An 18,843-nucleotide genomic window follows, 5' to 3' on the forward strand; every position below is an offset into this window, starting at 1 on the left:
TATGGTCCTGCCGACGGACGACGCCCAGGAGGCCGTGCCGATGCCGATTCCCCCGCCCGCCCCCACCGCGGCCGACCTGATCGTCGACGGGCTGCGGGCCCACGGCGTCGACACCGTCTTCGGACTCCCCGGCGTCCAGACCTACGACCTGTTCGACAGCCTGGCCCGCGCGGGCGACGACATCCGGGTGATCGGCGCCCGGCACGAGCAGACCGTGGCCTACATGGCGTTCGGGTACGCGCAGGCGACCGGCCGCACCGGCGTCTGCACCGTCGTCCCCGGCCCCGGTGTCCTCAACGCCTCGGCCGCGATGCTCTCGGCGCACGGAGCCAGCGCGCCGGTGCTGTGCCTGACCAGCGAGATCCCCCGCGCATACCTCGGCCGCGGGCTCGGGCACCTGCACGAGATGCCCGACCAGCTGGCCACCCTCCGGACCCTGACCAAGTGGTCGGCGCTGGTCGAGCACCCGGTCGAAGTCCCGGACGCGCTGGCGACCGCCTTCCGCGAAGCCGCGGGCGGGCGGCCGAGGCCGGTTTCCCTCGCGGTCCCGTGGGACGTGCTGGGCCTGCGCGCACCTGCCGAGGTGGCCGGCCCGCTGCCGTTGCCCCGCCCGGTCGTCGACCCGGACGCACTGCAGCGAGCGGCGGACCTCCTCGCCGGCGCGAAGAACCCGATGATCATGGTGGGCGGCGGCGCCCGGCACGCGGCTGCCGAGGTCCGGGCGCTGGCCGAACGGCTGCAGGCACCGGTGGTGCCGTTCCGCGGCGGGCGCGGCATCGTGGGCGACGACCACCCGCTCGGCTTCACCTGCGTCTCCGGTTTCGAGCGGTGGGCGGAGACCGACGTGGTGATCGGCATCGGGTCGCGGATGGAGCTGTCCTGGTTCCGCTGGCCGGAGAAACCCGCCGGTCTCAAGACGATCCTGCTCGACATCGACCCACGGCAGGCAACCCGGCTGGAGGCGGACGTCGCGATCGTCGCCGACGCGGCCGACTCCACGGCAGCGCTCACCGAGGCAGCGGGTCCACAAAGGACGGATCGGACCGCCGAGTTCACCGCGCTGAAGGCGACCGTGGCCGGGCGGTTCACCGACGTCGGCCCCGAACTGGAGTACCTGCGGGCGATCCGGGACGTGCTGCCCCGCGACGGCTTCTTCGTCGAAGAGATCTGCCAGGTCGGCTTCGCGTCCTACTTCGGGTTCGACGTCTACACGCCGCGCACCTTCGTCACGTGCGGCCACCAGGGCACGCTCGGTTTCGGCTACCCGACGGCGCTCGGCGTGCAGGCGGCTTTCCCCGGCCGCCCGGTGGTTTCGGTGGCCGGCGACGGCGGGTTCATGTTCGCCGCGCAGGAGCTGGCCACGGCCGTCCAATACGGACTCAACGTGGTGGCGGTCGTGTTCGACAACGGCTACTACGGCAACGTCCACCTCGACCAGGAGCGGCTGTTCGAGGGCCGCGCGCTGGGCGGGCGGCTGCACAACCCGGACTTCGCCCGGCTCGCGGAGACGTTCGGCGCGCTCGGCCTGACCGCTCGCACCCCGGACGACCTGCGCGGCGCGCTGGACAAGGCGTTCGCCGCCGGGCGACCGTCACTGGTGCACGTGCCGTGCGAGCTGGGCGTTGGCGCTTCGCCGTGGAAGTACCTGATGCCGAAGTCGGACCGCAGCTAGCCGGTGGCCACGCGCTCGAGCGCGGCGAAGACGCGGTCGACGTCGGCCGTGGTCGTCTGCCAGTTGCTGAAGGCCGCCCGCAGCGCCGGGCGGCCGTCGTAAACGGTCGGGGTCAGGAAGGTGGTCCCTTCCTCGGCGATGGCGCGGACGAGAGCATCGACGTCGCCGCCGCCGGCCGGGGCGAAGCACACGACGTTGAGCCGCACCGGCGCGAGCAGCCGCCAGCGTGGCGAGCCGTCGATCCGCGCACCGAGGTCCCGGGCGAGCGACACGCAACGCTCGACGATCTCGCGGTGCCCGTCCCGGCCGTAGGCCACTAGCGAGAACCAGGCCGGGAGGGCGCGCAGCCGACGGGAGTTCTCCGGCGTGAGGTGCAGGAAGTCCGGGGTTTCGCCGATCTCGCCCAGGTAGGCCGCGTTGTTGCTGAACACGCGCAGCTGCAGGTCGCGGCGGCGGGTGAACTGGACGGCGGAGTCGTAGGGCACGTTGAGCCACTTGTGCAGGTCGACGACCACCGAGTCGGCCTGGTCGAGGCCCGCGGTCAGCGCCGCGTGCTCCGGCGAGAGCGCGGCGAAGCCGCCGAATGCGGCGTCGACGTGCAGCCAGAAGTCGTACCGCTGCTTGAGCGCGGCGATCGCGCGCAGGTCGTCGAAGTCGACGGTGTTCACGGTGCCTGCGTTCGCGACGACGACGGCCGGTCCGTCCAGCGATTCGAGCGCTTCGGCCAGCTTGGCGACGTCGACGGCTTCGCGGCCGGGGAGCACAGGCACTTTCCGCAGCGCCGACCGGCCCATCCCGAGGAACGACAACGCCTTCAGGATGCTCGAGTGCGGCGAGCCGGACAGCACGGTGACGGGGCCGAGCGCGGCGGCGCCGTCGTCGGACACCGACACCCTGGCGCGCTCGCCGAGCCATTCGCGGGCGATGGCGAGGCCGGTGACGGTGGACATCGTGGCGCCGGTGACGAACGCGCCGGAGAACTCCGCGCCGAGCCCGAACAGCTCGGCCAGCCAGCCGACCGTCTCGCGTTCCAGGTCCTGTGCCGAGGAGTCCATGCCGCTGGCGGGGTTCTGGTCGTAGGTGGCGGTGAGCCAGTCCCCGGCCAGCGACGCCGGAGTCGCACCCCCGGTGACGAACCCGAGGTAGCGGGGCCCGGCACTGCCCGCGAAGCCGGCTTCCCAGCGCTGCGAGAACGCCTCCAGCGCACCCTGGCCCCCGACGCCTTCAAGCGGCAGCGGCGCCCGTACCGGATCCCCAGGCGGAACGGCGGCAGGCCGTTCGGGCAACCCGGCAAGCGCTTCACCGGCGAGCTTCCGCGCGGCGTCGAGCAGTTCGGGCAGGGACTTCAGGTCTTCGGCAAGCCTCGGATGCACCTCACCGACGCTAGGCCCCACCGCCAGCGCTGTCGCGGTCCAATCCCCCGAAACTGGCCCGCCGCACCCCGTGTCGACCTTGGAATCACGCGAGTCGACCCGGGAATCACGCGTGATGCCCCTCCAATCACACGAGATGCCCTCGCAAGCACGCGAGAGGCCCGCCCAATCACGCAAACCGACCGCCCAGGTACGCGAACCGACCCTCCAGGCACGCGAACCGACCGCCCGGGCACGCCAGCCGACCGCCCCGGCACCGGCAGCCGACCAACTCGGGCACGCCAACCGACCCTCCCGATACGCGAATCGACCGTCCAGGGACGCCAGCCGACTGCCCGGGTACGCGAACCGACCCTCCAGGCACGCCAGCCGACCGCCCGGTGCACCCGCCGGCCCGGCCACGCACCCGGACCGGCCGGGTCAGCGGCGCCGGAGCCGCCGAACCCGGACTTCCGCCGGGTCGAACGCCACCCGCCTCAGTGGCACCACGAGCAGCAGCACCACCGCCATCGACGACATCGCCGCGAGCACCATCGCCGCGACGAACTGGGCGGCTCCCGACGTCGCCGTCGCGAGGACCAGATACCCCGCCAGCACCAGCGCGACCGGCGCCAGCAACCCGCACAGCACCGGCACCGGCGGCACCCGGTCACCGTCGGGGCGGCGGGCGGAGACCACCGCCGCCCCGGCGCAGGTGACCGCGGCGACCAGGAGACAGCCGCCGACGGTGTCGCTCAACCGGTGCCAGCCCAGGGCCACGGCCGCGGCCGACACCCACGCGACGCCGACCCCGCCCGCCACCAGGGCCTGCGGGCGGAACCGCCGCGGCAGCACGATCGCGAGCGCCACCAGCACCGCCATCGCCGCGCTGACGTGCCCGCTCGGAAAGCTGTTGTGGCTCGCGACGCCGAGCCGCTCGCCCGTGCTCGGGCGGTCCAGGACGTACAGCTTGAGCAGCTGCGCCACCATCAGCGGCGCGGCCAGCATCAGCAGAGCCGTCACGCCGAGGGCGAACCGCCGCCGCGCCAGGGCGATCACCACCAGCAGCACCGCGACGCCGCCGAGCACGACCACCAGGTCGGTGTCGCGCAGCGGAGCGGCCCACTCCACCGTCGTCCCCGCGGACTGGGCGCTGCGGACGACGCCGTTCTCGACGCTGCGCCCGGCCTCGGTGCGGACGAAGAGCAGGTAGGCCGCGACGAACGCGAGGGCGAACCCGGCCGCGCTCGCCGCGAGCACGGCGGTGCGGGACACGGCCCGGGTCACGAGCGCGTGGCGCCCGGCCGGCGGGGTGGCGGGGCGTACCTCGGAGATGATCACTGCCATGTCTCCGAGTCTGGCTCCGGCATTTCGGGATCCCGTCAGAGCGATGTCATGGTTTTGCTACAAGATCCGCCCGGGTCGCCACGACGTGCGCTTTTCCGAATAATGGCGCCGTGGCCGAGGTACTGGTGGTAGAAGACGACGCGGCGGTACGGGAAGGACTGCAACTGGCCCTGCGCCGGCAGGGACACGTGGTGCACACCGCGGAGTCGGGCGAGCTCGGCATCGAGGTGCTCGTGCACCAGCACCCCGACATCGTCGTGCTCGACCTCATGCTGCCCGGCATGGACGGCTTCGAGACGTGCCGCCGGATGCGCGCGTCGGGACCGATCCCGATCATCATGCTCACCGCGCGCAGCGACGACTTCGACGTCGTGGCCGGGCTCGAAGCGGGCGCCGACGACTACGTCGCCAAACCGGTCGAACCCCGGGTGCTGGACGCGCGGATCCGGGCCGTGCTGCGCCGGGCCGTCGCGGAACGGCCGGACGAGCCGCCGCAGCCCGAGGAACGGCACGGCGACCTGGTCATCGACCGCGCCGGGCTCGAGGTCACCAAGCGCGGCGCCCCGGTGTCGCTGACCCCGACCGAGCTGAAGCTGCTGCTGGAGCTCTCGCGCACACCCGGGCAGGTGTTCAGCCGCCAGCAGATCCTCTCCGCCGTCTGGGACCACGACTACCTCGGCGACTCGCGGCTCGTCGACGCGTGCGTGCAGCGGCTGCGCGCGAAGATCGAAGACGTGCCGGCGAAGCCGGAGCACGTCCAGACGGTCCGAGGGTTCGGCTACCGGTTCGGCCGGTCGTGATCCGGCAGGTCCGCTCCTGGCTGGCCGGGCTGAGGCCCCGGCTGGTCGCCGCGTTCGCGGTCATCATGATCCTCGGCGCCACCGCCGCGGCCGGCGCGAGCTACGTCTCCGCGCGCAACGCCATCCTCAAGGGCATCCAGGACCAGACGATGCTGAAGCTGCGCGACCAGATCGTCGCGTACCTGCCGACCGTGTCGCTGCCGCCGTCCCAGGCCACGCTCGACGCGTTCGCCTCCGCGCTCAAGCCCAGCGGCGCGCTGGTCGTCTACCACGACCTGTACTCGTCTTCGGGCATGTCACCGGACCAGGTGCCCGCCGAGCTGCGCCAGGCCGTGACGACCAGCACGTACACGCAGTTCCAGCGGGTCGACGCCCACGGCTTCCCCTTGTTCTTCGTGGGGATCCCGGTGCAGTCCGCGACCGGCTCCACGACCGGCCTCGAGGTCTACGCGATGGCTTCGCTGGACCAGCAGCAGGCCGCGATCGACGAACTGGCCCGCCAGGCCTGGCTGGTCTCCGCGCTCGCGCTGCCGTTCGCGGTGGGGGTGGCCCTGCTGGCCGCGCGGCAGGTGCTGCGGCCGGTCCGCGCGCTGAACACCGCCGCGGACCAGCTCGGCCGGGGACGGCTCGACGTCCGGCTGCGCGCCAAGGGCTCCGACGAGCTCGCGCAGCTGGTCACGACGTTCAACCACACCGCGGCGGAGCTGGAGCGCACGGTCGGCACGCTGCGCGCGATGGAGGCCGACGCGCGGCGGTTCGTCGCCGACGTCTCGCACGAGCTGCGGACGCCGCTGGCCGCGATGAACGCCGTCACCGACGTCCTCGACGAGGACGCCGGCCAGCTGCCGGCGGACACCGCGGTCGCCGCCCGGCTGGTGTCGGCGGAAACGAAACGGCTGACCCGGCTGGTGCAGGACCTGATCGAGATCTCCCGGTTCGACGCCGGCCGGGCCGAGCTGCGCCGGGAGGAGCTGGACGTCGCCGCCGCCGTCACCGACACCCTCGCCGCACGCGGGTGGGAACCCGGTTCCGAAAACTCCACGGACGCCGCCGTGGTCGCCGACCTGCCGCCCGGCATCACGGCCGCGCTCGACCGGCGGCGGCTGGACATCGTCGTGGCGAACCTCGTCGGCAACGCGCTGCGGCACGGCGCGCCCCCGGTCGAGGTGGTGCTGCGGGCGGAGGGCGGCGACGTCGTGCTGGCCGTCACCGACCACGGGCCGGGCATCCCCGCCGAGGTGCTGCCCCGGATCTTCGACCGCTTCGCCAAGGCGGACACGGCCCGGGCGCGGTCCGAGGGCAGCGGGCTCGGGCTGTCCATCGCGCGCGAGAACGCGCGGTTGCACGGCGGCGACATCGTCGCGGCGAACACCGGCACGGGTGCTCGCTTCGAGCTGCGCCTGCCCCGGGTGGCCCGGTCCGAGGAGGCGCGGTGAAGAAGCTCTTCGTCCTGGTCGTGCTGCTGCTGGTGAGCGCGTGCGGCGTCAAACCGACGGGCGTCGTCCCGGCCGGGCCGGCGCCGACGCTGCGCAACACCACCGGCAGCGGACGCGGCACCGACGTGATCCTCTACCTCGTCATCGACGGCCGGGTGGCCCCGGTTACGCGATCGACCGGTGGTGGCAGCGTGAGCGTCGAGACGGCACTGTCGTTGCTGCTGGCCGGACCGACGTCCAGCGAAGCGGCCGACGGGTACGTTTCGGCCCTCCCCCGCCAGACCGCGCCGATCGCATTGGCCCCCGGCCCGCCTACGACGATCAGCTTCCCGTTCCCGCTGAAGTCCATTGCCGCAGTCGGCATCAACCAGCTGGTCTGCACGGCGGTCGCGGCGCTGGCGACCGACGGGCAGTACTCGAACGACGGCACGATCTCGATCTCCGGAACGGACGTCCAGCTGCCGTACCAGACGTGCCAAGCGTTCTGAGCACTGTCTACTGTGGACCCTCGGGTGCCGTGGCCGAGGCGACGAAGATCGGGATGGCCAGGAAGAACCGACCCGCCGCGGCCCGCGCCGACTGCTCCCGCAGCCAAGCATCGATCGGCGCCCGCGATGCGACGCCGGCGTCCCTGGCCGCCGCGGCGAGGCCGTCCAGCAGGGGCAGGAAGCTGCCGCCGGTGTCGACCATCGTCCTGACCTCGACGGCGACCTCGGTGAACCCGGCGTCGACGAGCAAGGTGCGGTACTGCCGGGCCGCGCGAGGGCCCGCGACCACGTCGGCGCGGGCGTGGACGATCGCGCGGGTCAGGGCCGGCCGGTCCGAGTCGAGCACGAGGGTGTCCCAGTCCTGCCCGCACAGCACGGCCCGGCCCCCGGGAGCCAGCACCCGCCGGGCCTCCACAACGGCCGCCGCCGGATCGGCCAGCTCGTGCAGCACCTTGTCGGCGCGATAGCCGCGGAACTCCCCGTCGCCGAAGGGCAGCCGGAGCAGGTCGGCCTCGACGAACCCCGCCGCCGCGCGAGATTCGCCGGCCGGGGCGCGACCTGCAGCCCCAGGTTCACCGACCGGAGCGCGAGCCGCCGAGGGCGAGCCCACCTGCCGAGCGGATGGCGCGGACCCTCCGGCACCGCGCGCCCGTGCCGCAGCCAGCATCCCCGGGTCGCGATCCACCCCCACCGCGCGCACCCCGCGGCCGCACAGCTCCGCGACCGCCCGTCCAGCACCGCACCCGACGTCCAAGACCCGGTCGCCCGGCCGGCATCTCAGCAGCTCGTACGTCGCTTCGCGCAGCTCGCCCGCCCCTGGGAGTTCGTCGGCCCGGTCGAGGCGGGCGAGCAGCTGTTCGGTCGTCATGCTCGCCATCGTCGGCCTTCAAGCCGACCTGAAGTCAAGCTCCGGGGTACGGTCGGGCCGTCCTGGCCTCCGTCAGCGACCGGGCCCACCAGCCCAGCTGGTCGAGCATCACCTTCGCCGCGACCGACGCCGCCTCGTCCGTCGGCTGCCCGTCCGGCCCGAAGCGGGCGTGGGCGCCGTGGAAGCTGACCGTGTCGCGGATCGTCACCGCGTGGAGCTCGGCGAAGACCGCCCTCAGGTGCTCGACCGCGCGCAGGCCACCCGACATCCCGCCGTACGACACGAACGCGACCGGCTTGGCCGTCCACTCCGTGCGGTGCCAGTCGATCGCATTCTTCAACGAGGCCGGATAGCTGTGGTTGTACTCCGGGGTGACCACGACGAACGCGTCCGCCGCGAGCAGCCGCGGCGTCACCTTCGCGATCTCGGCCACGACCGCCGCCGACGGCACCGAGCCGAACGCCGGCAGCGCCAGCGGCAGCTCCGGCTCGGCGAGGTCGACGACGTCGACCTCGAACCCGCCGTGGTCGCCCGCGACGCCGGCCAGCCAGTCCGCCACCACCGGGCCGAACCGTCCTTCCCGGACACTTCCCACGATCACCGCGACCCGCACGGGAGCTTCGGACACACTTCCTCCTTGGCACAGCGGCGTTGTTGCCGTCCGGCCCAGGATCAGACCTCAAGCTCGCTTGAAGTCAAGTGCGCGGCTGTGGTTGGCTGGGAAGCATGGTCAACGCCACCGCCCGGACGCTGCCCGATCTCACCGTCGGCGAACTCTCCCGGCGCAGCGGCGTACCCGCGTCGGCGCTGCGGTTCTACGAGGACGAAGGCCTCATCCGCAGCCGCCGCACCGCCGGCAACCAGCGCCGCTACTGCCGGGACGCGCTGCGGCGGGTGACCTTCATCCGGATGTCCCAGCGGGTCGGGATGCCGCTGTCGACGATCCGCGAAGTGCTCGCCCTGCTGCCCGACGACCGCACGCCGACGCGAGCCGACTGGGCGAGGATCTCGCAGTGCTGGCAGGAAGACCTGAACGCGCGGATCCGGCAGATGGAACAGCTGCGCGACCAGCTCACCGACTGCATCGGCTGCGGCTGCATGTCCCTGGCCAAGTGCCGGCTCGCCAACCCGGGCGACCGGCTCGGCGCCGACGGGCCCGGCCCGCAGCGGCTGGCCGACCACCGCAGCGAAGGCTATGAAGACTAGCGGCGCTCCAGCACGCCGCGGACGAACATCGCCTGCCCGGCGTGCTGGATGTCGTCGTCGAGGACGCTGACGAGCCGCACCCCCAGCGAAACCGGCGGGTCCCAGGCCTCGTCGACGATCCGGTCGAGCGCCGGCTCGTCGAGCCCCCGGAGGAACCGGACGGTCTGCTCGTGCACGGCGTCGTAGTACCCGGTGAGCAGGTCCGGCTTGTCGACCCGGACCGCTTCGACGTCGGCCGGGCGGTGCCCGAAGCCGATGTCGCCCGCCGGGAACGGGAGGCCGAACCGCGAAAGCCAGTCCTGGCCGGTCCACACCTGCTCGGTCCCGGCCACGTCGGAGACGTGGTCGTCCTGGACCCGGGTCAGGTGCCACACCAGCCAGGCGATCGAGTTGGCGCCGTCGTCCAGCCGGGTCCGGAGCTGCTCGGCGGTGAGCCCTGCCACCGCCGCGTGCACGTTCTCCCGGACCCGGCCGAACCCGTCGACGAGCAGATCGGCCACGTTCATCGGCTGCCTCCCGTTGCTGAACCCGTTCACCGGCGTGCTACCCGATCATGCCCGCCGGCAAACGGATCCGGCTAGCGCGGCAGCAGCTGGTCGAAGAACGAACGGTAGCGGCGCAGCGCCACGCGCAGGTCCTCGGTGGCCGGTTCGCCGTGCCGCCACTGGCCTTCCAGCTCGCCCTTGTGCTCGGCGAAGGTGGTGGCCAGCGCGCTGATCACGGCGGCGACCAGCTCGTCGGCCTCGCGAACCGACTGCTGGGGGTCGTCGACGAACCCGGTCTGGATGTTCTGCCAGCGGTCCCGGAAGCCGGTGACCTTGTCCTCGTCGATGAGCGGCGGAGCCTCGACGTCGCCGCCCGACTTCGCGGGTGCGGCGGCGGGTGCGGTGTCCGTGCGGGTGGTCTCGGCGGCCGGCTGGGCCGACGCGGAAGCCAGGTCCGCCGTGCTCAGGTTCTGGTCGCCATCGCGGTTGCCGTCGTAGGTCTCGTCGGTGCCCGGCTCGCGGAAGTCGGCGTGCTCCCCGGGGACTCCGGCGGTGTCCGGCTCGCGGACGTCGTCGGCGAAGTCGTCATCGTGGTCGGTGCCGTGCCGGGTCAGGTGCTCGGTCATGGTCAGCGTCCTCCGTTCCACTCGGTCCGCGGCTGCGCGGACGCCTGGTGTTCCTGGTGCCCGGTCTCGGGGGTCTCGTGGACCTCGAGCCGGTCGTCGTCGCGGTCGCGCCCGTTGCGGTCGTGCCCGTTGCGACGGTCGTGGTGGTCGTGCTGCCGGTCGTCGTCCGCGCCGTCGGTCAGCAGGTCCTCGAAGACGGTGCGGTAGCGGACCATCGCGTCGCGAAGGTCCTCAGTGGACGCTCCGTCGCTCTTCTGCTGCGTGGTGTGCGCGGCGCGGTAGTGCTCGAGGGTCTTGGCGTGCCGCACGGAAAGATCGGCGACCTGCTGCTCGTACCCCTCGGTGGGGTAGCCGCGCTCGCCCATCAGCGCGACGAGCAGGTGGTCCGCTTCGGCGACCGCGGTGGACGGCTCGTCGACGAACTTTTCCTGCACCTGCGCCCATTCCCGGGCGTAGCGCTCCCGCGCCGATGCCGACAGCGGGCGGATGTCGAACTCCTTGTGCCGGCGTTCGCGCTCGGCGAGTTCCCGTTGCGCGGCACGCGGGTTGTCGCTCTCCTCGACCGTCCGGTCGTACTCCGGGCCGAACCGCTGCTGCAGGCGCTTCCGCTGCATCTCTTGTGACACAAGCCAAATCACGGCGCCGAGCACCGCGACGGCCACGACGACGATCACGACGATCAGCCATGTGGGCATTGCCAAAACACTCCTTCACGGACGTCGCCCCCGACGCGTCCGGAGTTCCCGCGCGCCGGGCTCCGAAACCCGCCGAGACGCGCTCGACCTCGCGATTCGGCCGACCGGCGGCGCCAATACGGCCGGATGCCGCGCCGGCCGCACGGGTGTAACGACGATAACACCGGAGCACTAGCGTCGTTACCATCGAAGTGCTATCGTCGATAACAGAACGACGGAAGCGGTGATACAACCACCGCCCTGACCGGAAGAAGGAACCATGAGCACCACCGGAACCCGCGTCGCGATCGTCACCGGCGGCTCCCGCGGCATCGGCCGCCAGGTCGCCGAGCGCCTGGCCGCCGACGGCATGGCGGTCGTCGTCAACTACGCCGGCAACGAGAAGGAGGCCCAGGCCGCCGTCGACGCCATCACCGAGCGCGGCGGGCAGGCGATCGCCGTCCGCGCCGACGTGGCCGATCCGGCCGCGGTCGCGGAGCTCTTCGACACCGCGGAGCGCACTTACGGCGGCGTCGACGTCGTCGCCCACCTGGCCGGCGTCATGAACGCGCCGACCCCGATCGCCGACACCGACTTCGACGTCCTCGACCGCGTGCACCGCACCAACATCCGCGGCACGTTCGCGGTGGCTCAGCAGGCCGCGAAGCGGGTGCGCGACGGCGGCGCGGTGATCACCACCTCGACGTCGGTGCTCGGGCTGAACCTGCCCGGCTACGGCATCTACAACGCGACCAAGGGCGCGGTCGAGGCGATCACCATGATCCTGGCGCGCGAGCTGCGCGGCCGCGACATCACCGTGAACACCGTGGCCCCCGGTCCGACCGCGACCGCGCTGTTCCTCGACGGCAAGGACGAAGAGACCATCGACCGGATGGCCAAGCAGCCGCCGCTCGAGCGGCTCGGGCAGCCCGAGGACATCGCCGAGGTCGTCGCGTTCCTGGCCGGCCCGGCCCGCTGGGTCAACGGCCAGGTGCTGCGCGCCAACGGCGGAATCGTCTGAGCACCCCTTCGAAGGCAAAGGACAGAGTCATGATCATCGTCGTCACCGGCGCCTCCAGCGGGATCGGCGCCCTCTCCGCCCGGGCGCTGGCCCGGGCCGGCCACACCGTCTACGCGGGCATGCGCGACACCGGCGGCCGCAACGCGCCGCAGGTCGAGGCGGCCGCCGCGTTCGCCCGCGAGCACGGCGCCGACCTGCGATCGGTCGAGCTCGACGTCTCCAGCCAGGACTCGGCCGACGCCGCCATCGAGCGGATCGTCGCCGAACAGGGCCGGCTGGACGTCGTCGTCCACAACGCCGGGCACATGGTGCTCGGCCCGGCCGAAGCGTTCACCCCCGAGCAGCTCGCCGAGCTGTACGACACCAACGCGATCGGTACCCAGCGCGTCAACCGCGCCGCCCTGCCCCACCTGCGCGCGCAACGCGACGGGCTGCTGGTGTGGGTGTCGAGCAGCAGCGTCCGCGGCGGCACCCCGCCCTACCTCGCGCCGTACTTCGCGGCGAAGGCGGCGATGGACAGCCTCGCCGTCTCCTACGCCGCCGAAGTGGCCCGCTTCGGCATCGACACCACGATCATCGTGCCGGGCGCGTTCACCTCGGGCACCAACCACTTCCCGAACTCGGGGCACCCGGCCGACGAGGCCGTCGCGGCCGCCTACGAACAGCGGTACGCGGGGCTGGTGGACCACGTCGCGGAGAAGCTGGCCGCCATCACGCCCGCCGACGCCGACGTCGCGACGGTCGCCGACGAACTGGCGCGCGTGGTCGGCCTGCCGAAGGGCGAGCGGCCGTTCCGGGTGCACATCGACCCCTCCGACGACGGCGGGTGGCTGGTCGCGGAGGTCGGCGACCGGATCCGGAGCGAGTTCCTGCGCCGGATCGACCTGGGTGACCTGCTCAGCCCGACCGTGTGAACCGCGTGACGATCACGTGGTCCTTCGCCGGGCCGCGGACCGCCCACTCCTGCCGCCAGCGCCGCGCGTCGAGCACCCGGTAGCTCCCGCGGTAGAGGTCGTCGCGGCAGGGGTGGTCGGTGTCCCAGCGCCCGGCGCGCAGGTCGACGGCGTGGAAGAAGCCGCCGTGGTCGAAGTGCACGTCCGCGCGCCCGGGCGCGGTGGGCCGGTAGTGCAGCGTGCGGGTCACCGGTCCGGTATACGTGCCGAGCCGCATTTCGCCGGCCTCGCGGTAGACGAGGACACCGTCCTCCTCGGTGAAGGTGGCGGTGCCGGTCACCTTCACCGCCGGATCCCCGCCGGCCGTGCGGATTTCGCGGTCGAGCCACCACTCGCCGCCGAAATGCGCGGCGAGATCGGGCACCGGGAAGCACTCGTCCATCACGACCAGTGTGCACCCGCCGGATCCCGCCGCGCCGGAGAGGGCGGCCGGAAGTTGTCGGACCCCCGCTCTAGACTCGGCCGGGTGGCAGAGACCGAGTTCGCGACCGTGTCCGACGCGCTGGAGACCCTCCGGCGCGTGTTCGGCTACGACGCCTTCCGCGGTGACCAGGCGGCGATCGTCGAGCACGTGATCGCGGGTGGTGACGCGCTCGTGCTGATGCCCACCGGTGGCGGGAAGTCGTTGTGCTACCAGATTCCCGCGCTGGTGCGGCCCGGTGTGGGCGTGGTGGTGTCCCCGCTGATCGCGCTGATGCAGGACCAGGTCGACGCGTTGCGCAACGCCGGCGTCCGCGCGGGTTTCCTCAACTCCACGCAGGACTACGCGGCCCGGCAGGAGGTCGAGTCGGCGTTCCTGTCCGGCGAGCTCGACCTGCTCTACCTGGCCCCGGAACGCCTTTCGGTCGAATCCACCGTGCGGCTGCTCGACCGCGGGAAGATTTCGCTGTTCGCGATCGACGAGGCGCACTGCGTCGCCCAGTGGGGCCACGACTTCCGGCCCGACTACCTCCAGCTCTCCGCGCTGCACGAACGCTGGCCGGACGTGCCGCGGATCGCCCTGACCGCGACGGCCACCGAAGCCACGCACAAGGAGATCGCGGCCCGGCTGAACCTCGACGAGGCCCGCCACTTCGTCGCGAGCTTCGACCGGCCGAACATCCAGTACCGGATCGTCGGCAAGAACTCGCCGCAGCGGCAGCTGCTGGAGCTGCTGCGCACCGAGCACCAGGGGGACGCGGGGATCGTCTACTGCCTGTCCCGGAACTCGGTGGAGAAGACCGCGGAGTTCCTGGTGCAGAACGGGATCCCGGCGGTGCCGTACCACGCGGGCCTCGACGCGCGCACCCGCGCGAAGCACCAGTCCCGGTTCCTGCGCGAGGACGGCCTGATCGTGGTCGCGACGATCGCGTTCGGCATGGGGATCGACAAACCGGACGTCCGGTTCGTCGCACACCTCGACCTGCCGAAGTCCGTCGAGGGCTACTACCAGGAGACCGGCCGGGCGGGGCGCGACGGCCTGCCGTCGACGGCCTGGCTCGCGTACGGGCTGCAGGACGTCGTGCAGCAGCGCAAGATGATCGACACGTCCGAGGGCGACGACGCGCACCGTCGCCGGCTGGGCGCGCACCTGAACGCGATGCTCGCGCTGTGCGAGACGGTGGAATGCCGCCGCGTGCAGATCCTCGACTACTTCGGGCAGAAGGCCGAGCCCTGCGGCAACTGCGACACGTGCCTGAGCCCGCCGGAGAAGTTCGACGGCACGATCCCGGCGCAGAAGCTGCTGTCGACGATCGTGCGGCTGCGCAACGAGCGGCGGCAGAAGTTCGGCGCCGGCCAGGTGGTCGACATCCTGCTCGGCAAGTCCACGCCGAAGGTCACGCAGTTCCAGCACGACACGCTCAAGACGTTCGGCATCGGCACCGAGCTGCGCGAGCCGGAGTGGCGCGCGGTGGTGCGGCAGCTGCTGGCCCAGGGCCTGCTCGCGGTCGAAGGCGACTACGGCTCGCTGGTGCTCACCGAGGCCAGCGCCGAAGTGCTGGGCGGTGACCGCGAGGTGATGCTGCGCCGCGAGCCCGAGCGCGCGGCGGCCGCGAAGGTCCGTGGCACCCGCAAGGCCGCCCCCGCGGCGGACTTGCCCGCGGAGGCGGCCCCGTTGTTCGAGCGCCTGCGTGCCTGGCGGGCCGGCGTCGCGAAGGAACAGGGTGTCCCTGCGTACGTGATCTTCCACGACGCGACCCTGCGCCAGATCGCCACGCAACGGCCGTCTTCACTGGCCGACCTGGGCACGGTCAGCGGTGTCGGCGAGAACAAGCTCGCCAAGTACGGCGAGGGCGTCCTCGAGGTCCTGACCGCCGAGTGACCTAGCGGGTGGCCGGCCCCGGCCCCGGGTGCCCGTCCGGCCCGGTCACGGAGTTGACCTTGCGGACCGCGCCGGCGATCTGCTCGTGGTACTTGCCCTTGGTCTTGTCGTCGACGAACTTGGCCGCCTTGCCGACGGCCCCGTTCACCTTTTCGGGGTTCTTCTTGGCGTACGCGCGGGCGGCGCCGGCCGCGCCGGCCAGCACGGTGAGCTTGCGCAGGAAAGCCATGGTCGTCTCCCTCGTCGGTGTGCGGTCATCCTGACAACGCGGACGAACCACCCGGAGGTTCCCCGTGTGACGAGGGCCAAACCTGCCACCGCGGCGCCGCGGCGGAAAATCGGGCGCGCACCTGGGCGGGCGCACCTAGGCTCACGATCATGCGCGACCTCGCCGCCCTGCCGAAAGCCCACCTCCACGTCCACCTGGAGAGCACGATCCGGCCGGGCACGCTCCGTGAGCTCGGCGAGGCGAATGGCGTGGACGTCCCGGGTGAGCCCCCGGTCTTCGACGGCTTCCGCGCCTTCGCCGACTACAACGCGCTCGTCCGGGCGTGCCTCCAGCGTCCGGAGGACTTCGAGCGGATCGCCCGCGAGTACTGCGAAGACGAAACAGCCCAGGGCACGCGCTACGCCGAAGTCACGTTCACCGCGGCGTCGCACGGGGAACGCCTGGGCGACCTCGAAATGCCGCTCACGTCCGTCCTCAAAGGACTTTCCGGGAGCGCGCTCGAATGGCGCTTGGTGCTCGACCACTCGCGGCGCCGCTCGGTCGAGCGCGCCGAACGCACCCTCGACCTCGCGGTGAAGCACGACGAAGTCTTCGCGATCGGCATGGCCGGCGAGGAAAACCACTCCCTGAAGCCTTTCGCAGCCGTCTTCGAGCGGGCCCGCGCGGCCGGCATCCACCTGCTGCACCACACCGGCGAGGACGCCGGCCCGGACAGCATCCGCGAAGCCCTCGACGTCGGCCGGACCGAACGGCTGGGCCACGGCATCCGCGTCCTCGAAGACCCCGCACTGGTCGCCGAGGTCCGCGAACGGGGTCTGGCGCTGGAGGTCTGCCCGTCGTCGAACGTGACGCTGGGGCTGGTTCCGTCGCTGCCCGAGCACCCGCTCCCCCGGCTCCTCGACGCGGGGCTAACGGTCACGCTCAACACCGACGTCCCGTCGGTCACCGGCGCGAACCTGGCGGCGGAGTACGCCCGCGTCCGGGATGCCTTCGGCTACGACGATGCGGCGATGGCGGACTTCGCGCGGGCGAGCGTCACCGCGTCCTTCGCACCCGACGTGACGAAGGAGGCGATGCTGCGCGGCATCGACGCGTGGCTCACACCGGCAGCAGGCGGGTGACCAGCGTGCCGAGCTGGTGCACCGTCCGGCACTCGTGCATCTCGACGACGTCGGCGTACTCCAGCGCGGCCGAGTCGCCGGTCGACCACAGGGACCGGCGCTCCGGGTTCAGCCAGTAGACGTGCCGGGCGCGGGCCTTGATCTCGCGGACCGCGTCGAGGTTCGGGTCGCCGCCGTTGGTGCGGGCGTCGCCGAGGATCAGCACCGACGTCCGCGGGCCGACCGCGTCGAGCCAGTTCGCCGTGAACTGGCGCAGCGAGCCGCCGTAGTCGCTGTGGCCGTCCCAGCGCACCAGCGCCGCCTCGGACAGCATCCGCGCGCCGAGGTGCTCGGGGTCGGCCGCGCCGCTGGTGACCAGGTGGGTGACCTCGTCCGCGCTGTCGACGAACGCGAACACGCGGATCTTGCTGAACTGGTCGCGCAGGGCCTGGACCAGCAGCATGGTGAAGTTCGCGAACCCCGCCACCGAGCCGGAAAGGTCGCACAGCAGCACGATCTCGGGCCGGCCGGGGCGCCGGTGGCGGTAGGCCGGGCGCAGCGGCACCCCGCCGGTCGACAGCGACCGCCGCAGCGTGCGGCGCAGGTCGATCTGCCCGCGCGTGGTGCGCTTGCGGCGGGCGGCGAGGCGCGTCGCGAGCTTGCGCGAGAGCGGCTGGATCGTCCGGCGCAGCTCGGCGAGCTGGTTCCGGCTGGCGATGAGGAAGTCGACGCGGTCGGGCGCGGGCGCGATGGCGTGCTTGGCCACGCGCTCACGGCCCCGGACCTCGGCCGCGCGCCGGCGGGCCTCGGTGCGGACCTGCCCGCGGAAGCCTTCGACGCGGCGGCGGATCTCGTCGCGGTCGAGCCGGTCGGTGAACTCGCCGCGGGCGCCGCCGCCGCGCACCGCGGCCAGCACCCGCGCGATCAGCGTCTGCGGCTGGAGCCGCTCCAGGGTCTGGTGGGCCGAGAACCCGCCGCCCGGACCGGACGCCGAGCCGTACTGGCCGAGCATGTCCACCGCGAGCCCGGCGAGCTGGGCCAATGCCTGCTGGTCGCCGTCGGCGAGCGCGGCGGCGAGCTCTTCGCGCAGCTCTTCCAGGGTCGACGGCTGGTCCTCGCGGGCCCGCTCGGGCGCGCCGATCCCGGCCGGGAAGTACAGGTCGAACGCGGCGTCGAACACCGCGCGCTGCCCGCCGCGCCGGACCAGCGCCGCGGCCAGCCCTTCGCGGACCAGCTCGCGGTCGTCGAACCCGAGGACTTCGAGCGCGGCCGCGGCGTCGACCGTCTCGGCGGGGCCGGCCGGGATGCCCTGGGCCCGCAGGGCCCGGACGAACGACGCGAGCCGGTCCGGCACGCCGCCGGTCACGACGCGTCCAGGACCTGTTCGAGCTTCAGGCCGGCGCCGGCCTTGGCGATGTCGTCCTGGTGCTTGAGGACGACGCCGAGGCTTTCGAGGACTACCTGCTCGTCCAGCGTCGACGCGCCGAGCGCGAGCAGCGTGCGTGCCCAGTCGATGGTCTCCGCGACCGAGGGCAGCTTCCGCAGGTCCATCGCGCGCAGGGCGGCGATCACCCGGACGACGGAATCCGCGAGCGCGGCGTCGATGCCCGGGACCTTGAGCCGGACGATGTCGCGTTCGAGCTCCTCATCCGGGAAGTCGATGTGCAGGAACAGGCACCGGCGGCGCAGCGCTTCGGACAGCTCACGCGTCGCGTTGGAGGTCAGGACGGCGAACGGCGCGCGCGTCGCGGTGATGGTGCCCAGCTCCGGCACGGTCACCTGGAAGTCGCCGAGGACCTCCAGCAGCAGGCCCTCGACCTCCATGTCGGCCTTGTCGGTCTCGTCGATGAGCAGCACGGTCGGCTCGTCCGAGGAGATCGCGGTGAGCAGCGGGCGGCGCAGCAGGAACTCCTCGCCGAAGATGTCGGTGCGGGCGTCTTCCCACGTCTCGTCGCGGCCGGCGGTGATCCGCAGCAGCTGCTTCGCGTGGTTCCACTCGTACAGCGCGCGGGCCTCGTCGATGCCCTCGTAGCACTGGAGGCGCACCAGCCGCGAGCCGCTGACCTGGGCGACGGCCTTGGCGAGCTCGGTCTTGCCGACGCCGGCGGGACCCTCGACCAGCAGCGGCTTGCCGAGCCGGTCGGCCAGGAACACCGTGGTCGCCACCGCCGTCGAGGCCAGGTAGCCGGCTTCGGCCAGCTTCGCCGACACGTCGTCGACGGAGGTGAAGAATCCCGTGCCCACCACGTGCCTCCTAAGCGGTCGCTCACCAGGAGCGTACCCG

At 72.5% G+C, this 18,843-nt stretch carries 20 protein-coding genes; 9 read left to right on the forward strand and 11 right to left on the reverse strand.

Features of this window, described 5'->3' with window-relative positions:
- Window position 1 precedes the first annotated feature (1 nt).
- Window positions 2-1,672 carry a thiamine pyrophosphate-dependent enzyme gene (locus QSK39_RS25250; protein ID WP_285480308.1) on the forward strand — a complete coding sequence of 557 codons (1,671 nt, stop codon included), beginning with the start codon at window positions 2-4 and terminating at the stop codon, window positions 1,670-1,672.
- Here the strand turns inward: QSK39_RS25250 and QSK39_RS25255 are convergent.
- Together QSK39_RS25255 and QSK39_RS25260 are read right to left on the reverse strand one after the other, a co-directional pair.
- The gene (locus tag QSK39_RS25255) at window positions 1,669-3,045 is read right to left on the reverse strand and encodes a pyridoxal phosphate-dependent decarboxylase family protein (protein ID WP_285480309.1); all 1,377 of its coding nucleotides are present in this window, start codon (window positions 3,043-3,045) and stop codon (window positions 1,669-1,671) included. The genes QSK39_RS25250 and QSK39_RS25255 overlap by 4 nt on opposite strands.
- Window positions 3,046-3,465: 420 nt before the next feature.
- Window positions 3,466-4,371 (reverse strand): phosphatase PAP2 family protein, encoded by a 906-nt coding sequence (locus QSK39_RS25260; protein ID WP_502873305.1) that lies wholly within the window; start codon window positions 4,369-4,371, stop codon window positions 3,466-3,468.
- Between the two features lie 110 nt (window positions 4,372-4,481).
- Between QSK39_RS25260 and QSK39_RS25265 the strand changes: the two genes are divergently transcribed.
- The 3 genes from QSK39_RS25265 to QSK39_RS25275 all read left to right on the forward strand — a co-directional run bounded on the left by QSK39_RS25265 (window position 4,482) and on the right by QSK39_RS25275 (window position 7,095).
- Window positions 4,482-5,171, forward strand: a complete 690-nt coding sequence (locus QSK39_RS25265; RefSeq protein ID WP_284744090.1) for a response regulator — start codon at window positions 4,482-4,484, stop codon at window positions 5,169-5,171.
- A 65-nt stretch (window positions 5,172-5,236) separates the two neighbouring features.
- Window positions 5,237-6,607, forward strand: coding sequence for an ATP-binding protein (locus tag QSK39_RS25270; RefSeq protein ID WP_285480902.1), 1,371 nt, complete (start codon window positions 5,237-5,239; stop codon window positions 6,605-6,607).
- On the forward strand, window positions 6,604-7,095 hold the full coding sequence (locus QSK39_RS25275) for a hypothetical protein (RefSeq protein ID WP_285480310.1): 492 nt from the start codon (window positions 6,604-6,606) through the stop codon (window positions 7,093-7,095). Before QSK39_RS25270 ends, QSK39_RS25275 begins: the two co-directional genes overlap by 4 nt.
- 7 nt (window positions 7,096-7,102) lie before the next feature.
- On the opposite strand, the gene QSK39_RS25280 is transcribed toward QSK39_RS25275, so the two are convergent.
- Window positions 7,103-7,963 (reverse strand): methyltransferase domain-containing protein, encoded by an 861-nt coding sequence (locus QSK39_RS25280; RefSeq protein WP_285480311.1) that lies wholly within the window; start codon window positions 7,961-7,963, stop codon window positions 7,103-7,105.
- Between the two features lie 34 nt (window positions 7,964-7,997).
- Window positions 7,998-8,591 (reverse strand): NADPH-dependent FMN reductase, encoded by a 594-nt coding sequence (locus QSK39_RS25285; protein WP_285480312.1) that lies wholly within the window; start codon window positions 8,589-8,591, stop codon window positions 7,998-8,000.
- Window positions 8,592-8,689: 98 nt separating this feature from the next.
- Here QSK39_RS25285 and soxR point away from each other — a divergent pair, with 98 nt between their 5' ends.
- Window positions 8,690-9,169 (forward strand): redox-sensitive transcriptional activator SoxR, encoded by a 480-nt coding sequence (soxR, locus tag QSK39_RS25290; RefSeq protein WP_285480313.1) that lies wholly within the window; start codon window positions 8,690-8,692, stop codon window positions 9,167-9,169.
- Here soxR and QSK39_RS25295 read toward each other — a convergent pair.
- From QSK39_RS25295 to QSK39_RS25305, 3 genes are all read right to left on the reverse strand, one after another.
- Window positions 9,166-9,675 (reverse strand): mycothiol transferase, encoded by a 510-nt coding sequence (locus QSK39_RS25295; RefSeq protein WP_285480314.1) that lies wholly within the window; start codon window positions 9,673-9,675, stop codon window positions 9,166-9,168. The two genes, soxR and QSK39_RS25295, sit on opposite strands and share 4 nt — an antisense overlap.
- 71 nt (window positions 9,676-9,746) lie before the next feature.
- Window positions 9,747-10,280 carry a hypothetical protein gene (locus QSK39_RS25300; protein ID WP_285480315.1) on the reverse strand — a complete coding sequence of 178 codons (534 nt, stop codon included), beginning with the start codon at window positions 10,278-10,280 and terminating at the stop codon, window positions 9,747-9,749.
- Between the two features lie 2 nt (window positions 10,281-10,282).
- Window positions 10,283-10,975 (reverse strand): hypothetical protein, encoded by a 693-nt coding sequence (locus tag QSK39_RS25305; RefSeq protein ID WP_285480316.1) that lies wholly within the window; start codon window positions 10,973-10,975, stop codon window positions 10,283-10,285.
- A 259-nt stretch (window positions 10,976-11,234) separates the two neighbouring features.
- On the opposite strand from QSK39_RS25305, the gene QSK39_RS25310 reads away from it, so the two are divergent.
- Entirely contained in the window at window positions 11,235-11,975 is a 741-nt protein-coding gene (locus tag QSK39_RS25310) for an SDR family oxidoreductase (RefSeq protein WP_285480317.1), read from the forward strand.
- Between the two features lie 29 nt (window positions 11,976-12,004).
- Complete coding sequence (locus QSK39_RS25315; protein WP_285480318.1) at window positions 12,005-12,889, forward strand: SDR family oxidoreductase; 885 nt, start codon at window positions 12,005-12,007, stop codon at window positions 12,887-12,889.
- Here the strand turns inward: QSK39_RS25315 and QSK39_RS25320 are convergent.
- Window positions 12,873-13,310 (reverse strand): DUF6314 family protein, encoded by a 438-nt coding sequence (locus QSK39_RS25320; RefSeq protein ID WP_285480319.1) that lies wholly within the window; start codon window positions 13,308-13,310, stop codon window positions 12,873-12,875. The genes QSK39_RS25315 and QSK39_RS25320 overlap by 17 nt on opposite strands.
- Before the next feature lie 84 nt (window positions 13,311-13,394).
- Between QSK39_RS25320 and recQ the strand changes: the two genes are divergently transcribed.
- The gene (gene recQ, locus QSK39_RS25325; RefSeq protein WP_285480320.1) at window positions 13,395-15,230 is read left to right on the forward strand and encodes a DNA helicase RecQ; all 1,836 of its coding nucleotides are present in this window, start codon (window positions 13,395-13,397) and stop codon (window positions 15,228-15,230) included.
- Between the two features lies 1 nt (window position 15,231).
- Here recQ and QSK39_RS25330 read toward each other — a convergent pair whose 3' ends face one another.
- Window positions 15,232-15,459 (reverse strand): antitoxin, encoded by a 228-nt coding sequence (locus QSK39_RS25330; protein WP_284744077.1) that lies wholly within the window; start codon window positions 15,457-15,459, stop codon window positions 15,232-15,234.
- Between the two features lie 149 nt (window positions 15,460-15,608).
- Between QSK39_RS25330 and add the strand changes: the two genes are divergently transcribed.
- Complete coding sequence (gene add, locus QSK39_RS25335; protein ID WP_285480321.1) at window positions 15,609-16,580, forward strand: adenosine deaminase; 972 nt, start codon at window positions 15,609-15,611, stop codon at window positions 16,578-16,580.
- Here the strand turns inward: add and QSK39_RS25340 are convergent.
- Together QSK39_RS25340 and QSK39_RS25345 are read right to left on the reverse strand one after the other, a co-directional pair.
- Window positions 16,558-17,925, reverse strand: a complete 1,368-nt coding sequence (locus QSK39_RS25340; RefSeq protein WP_285480322.1) for a vWA domain-containing protein — start codon at window positions 17,923-17,925, stop codon at window positions 16,558-16,560. The genes add and QSK39_RS25340 overlap by 23 nt on opposite strands.
- Window positions 17,922-18,803, reverse strand: coding sequence for an AAA family ATPase (locus QSK39_RS25345; RefSeq protein ID WP_285480323.1), 882 nt, complete (start codon window positions 18,801-18,803; stop codon window positions 17,922-17,924). The genes QSK39_RS25340 and QSK39_RS25345 overlap by 4 nt, the downstream gene beginning before the upstream one ends.
- Between the last annotated feature and the right edge of the window lie 40 nt (window positions 18,804-18,843).

Source organism: Amycolatopsis sp. NBRC 101858, from assembly GCF_030269325.1.
Classification (GTDB): domain Bacteria; phylum Actinomycetota; class Actinomycetes; order Mycobacteriales; family Pseudonocardiaceae; genus Amycolatopsis; species Amycolatopsis ponsaeliensis.

Bases quoted from the DNA above. Each gene is read 5' to 3' on its own strand.
- QSK39_RS25250 (WP_285480308.1), top strand. From the start codon at position 2: ATGGTCCTGCCGACGGACGACGCCCAGGAGGCCGTGCCGATGCCGATT.
- QSK39_RS25300 (WP_285480315.1), bottom strand. From the start codon at position 10,280: ATGACCGAGCACCTGACCCGGCACGGCACCGACCACGATGACGACTTC.
- QSK39_RS25310 (WP_285480317.1), top strand. From the start codon at position 11,235: ATGAGCACCACCGGAACCCGCGTCGCGATCGTCACCGGCGGCTCCCGC.
- QSK39_RS25320 (WP_285480319.1), bottom strand. From the start codon at position 13,310: ATGGACGAGTGCTTCCCGGTGCCCGATCTCGCCGCGCATTTCGGCGGC.
- QSK39_RS25330 (WP_284744077.1), bottom strand. From the start codon at position 15,459: ATGGCTTTCCTGCGCAAGCTCACCGTGCTGGCCGGCGCGGCCGGCGCC.
- QSK39_RS25280 (WP_285480311.1), bottom strand. From the start codon at position 7,963: ATGACGACCGAACAGCTGCTCGCCCGCCTCGACCGGGCCGACGAACTC.
- QSK39_RS25315 (WP_285480318.1), top strand. From the start codon at position 12,005: ATGATCATCGTCGTCACCGGCGCCTCCAGCGGGATCGGCGCCCTCTCC.
- QSK39_RS25270 (WP_285480902.1), top strand. From the start codon at position 5,237: ATGATCCTCGGCGCCACCGCCGCGGCCGGCGCGAGCTACGTCTCCGCG.
- QSK39_RS25260 (WP_502873305.1), bottom strand. From the start codon at position 4,371: ATGGCAGTGATCATCTCCGAGGTACGCCCCGCCACCCCGCCGGCCGGG.
- add (WP_285480321.1), top strand. From the start codon at position 15,609: ATGCGCGACCTCGCCGCCCTGCCGAAAGCCCACCTCCACGTCCACCTG.
- QSK39_RS25295 (WP_285480314.1), bottom strand. From the start codon at position 9,675: ATGAACGTGGCCGATCTGCTCGTCGACGGGTTCGGCCGGGTCCGGGAG.
- QSK39_RS25305 (WP_285480316.1), bottom strand. From the start codon at position 10,975: ATGCCCACATGGCTGATCGTCGTGATCGTCGTCGTGGCCGTCGCGGTG.
- soxR (WP_285480313.1), top strand. From the start codon at position 8,690: ATGGTCAACGCCACCGCCCGGACGCTGCCCGATCTCACCGTCGGCGAA.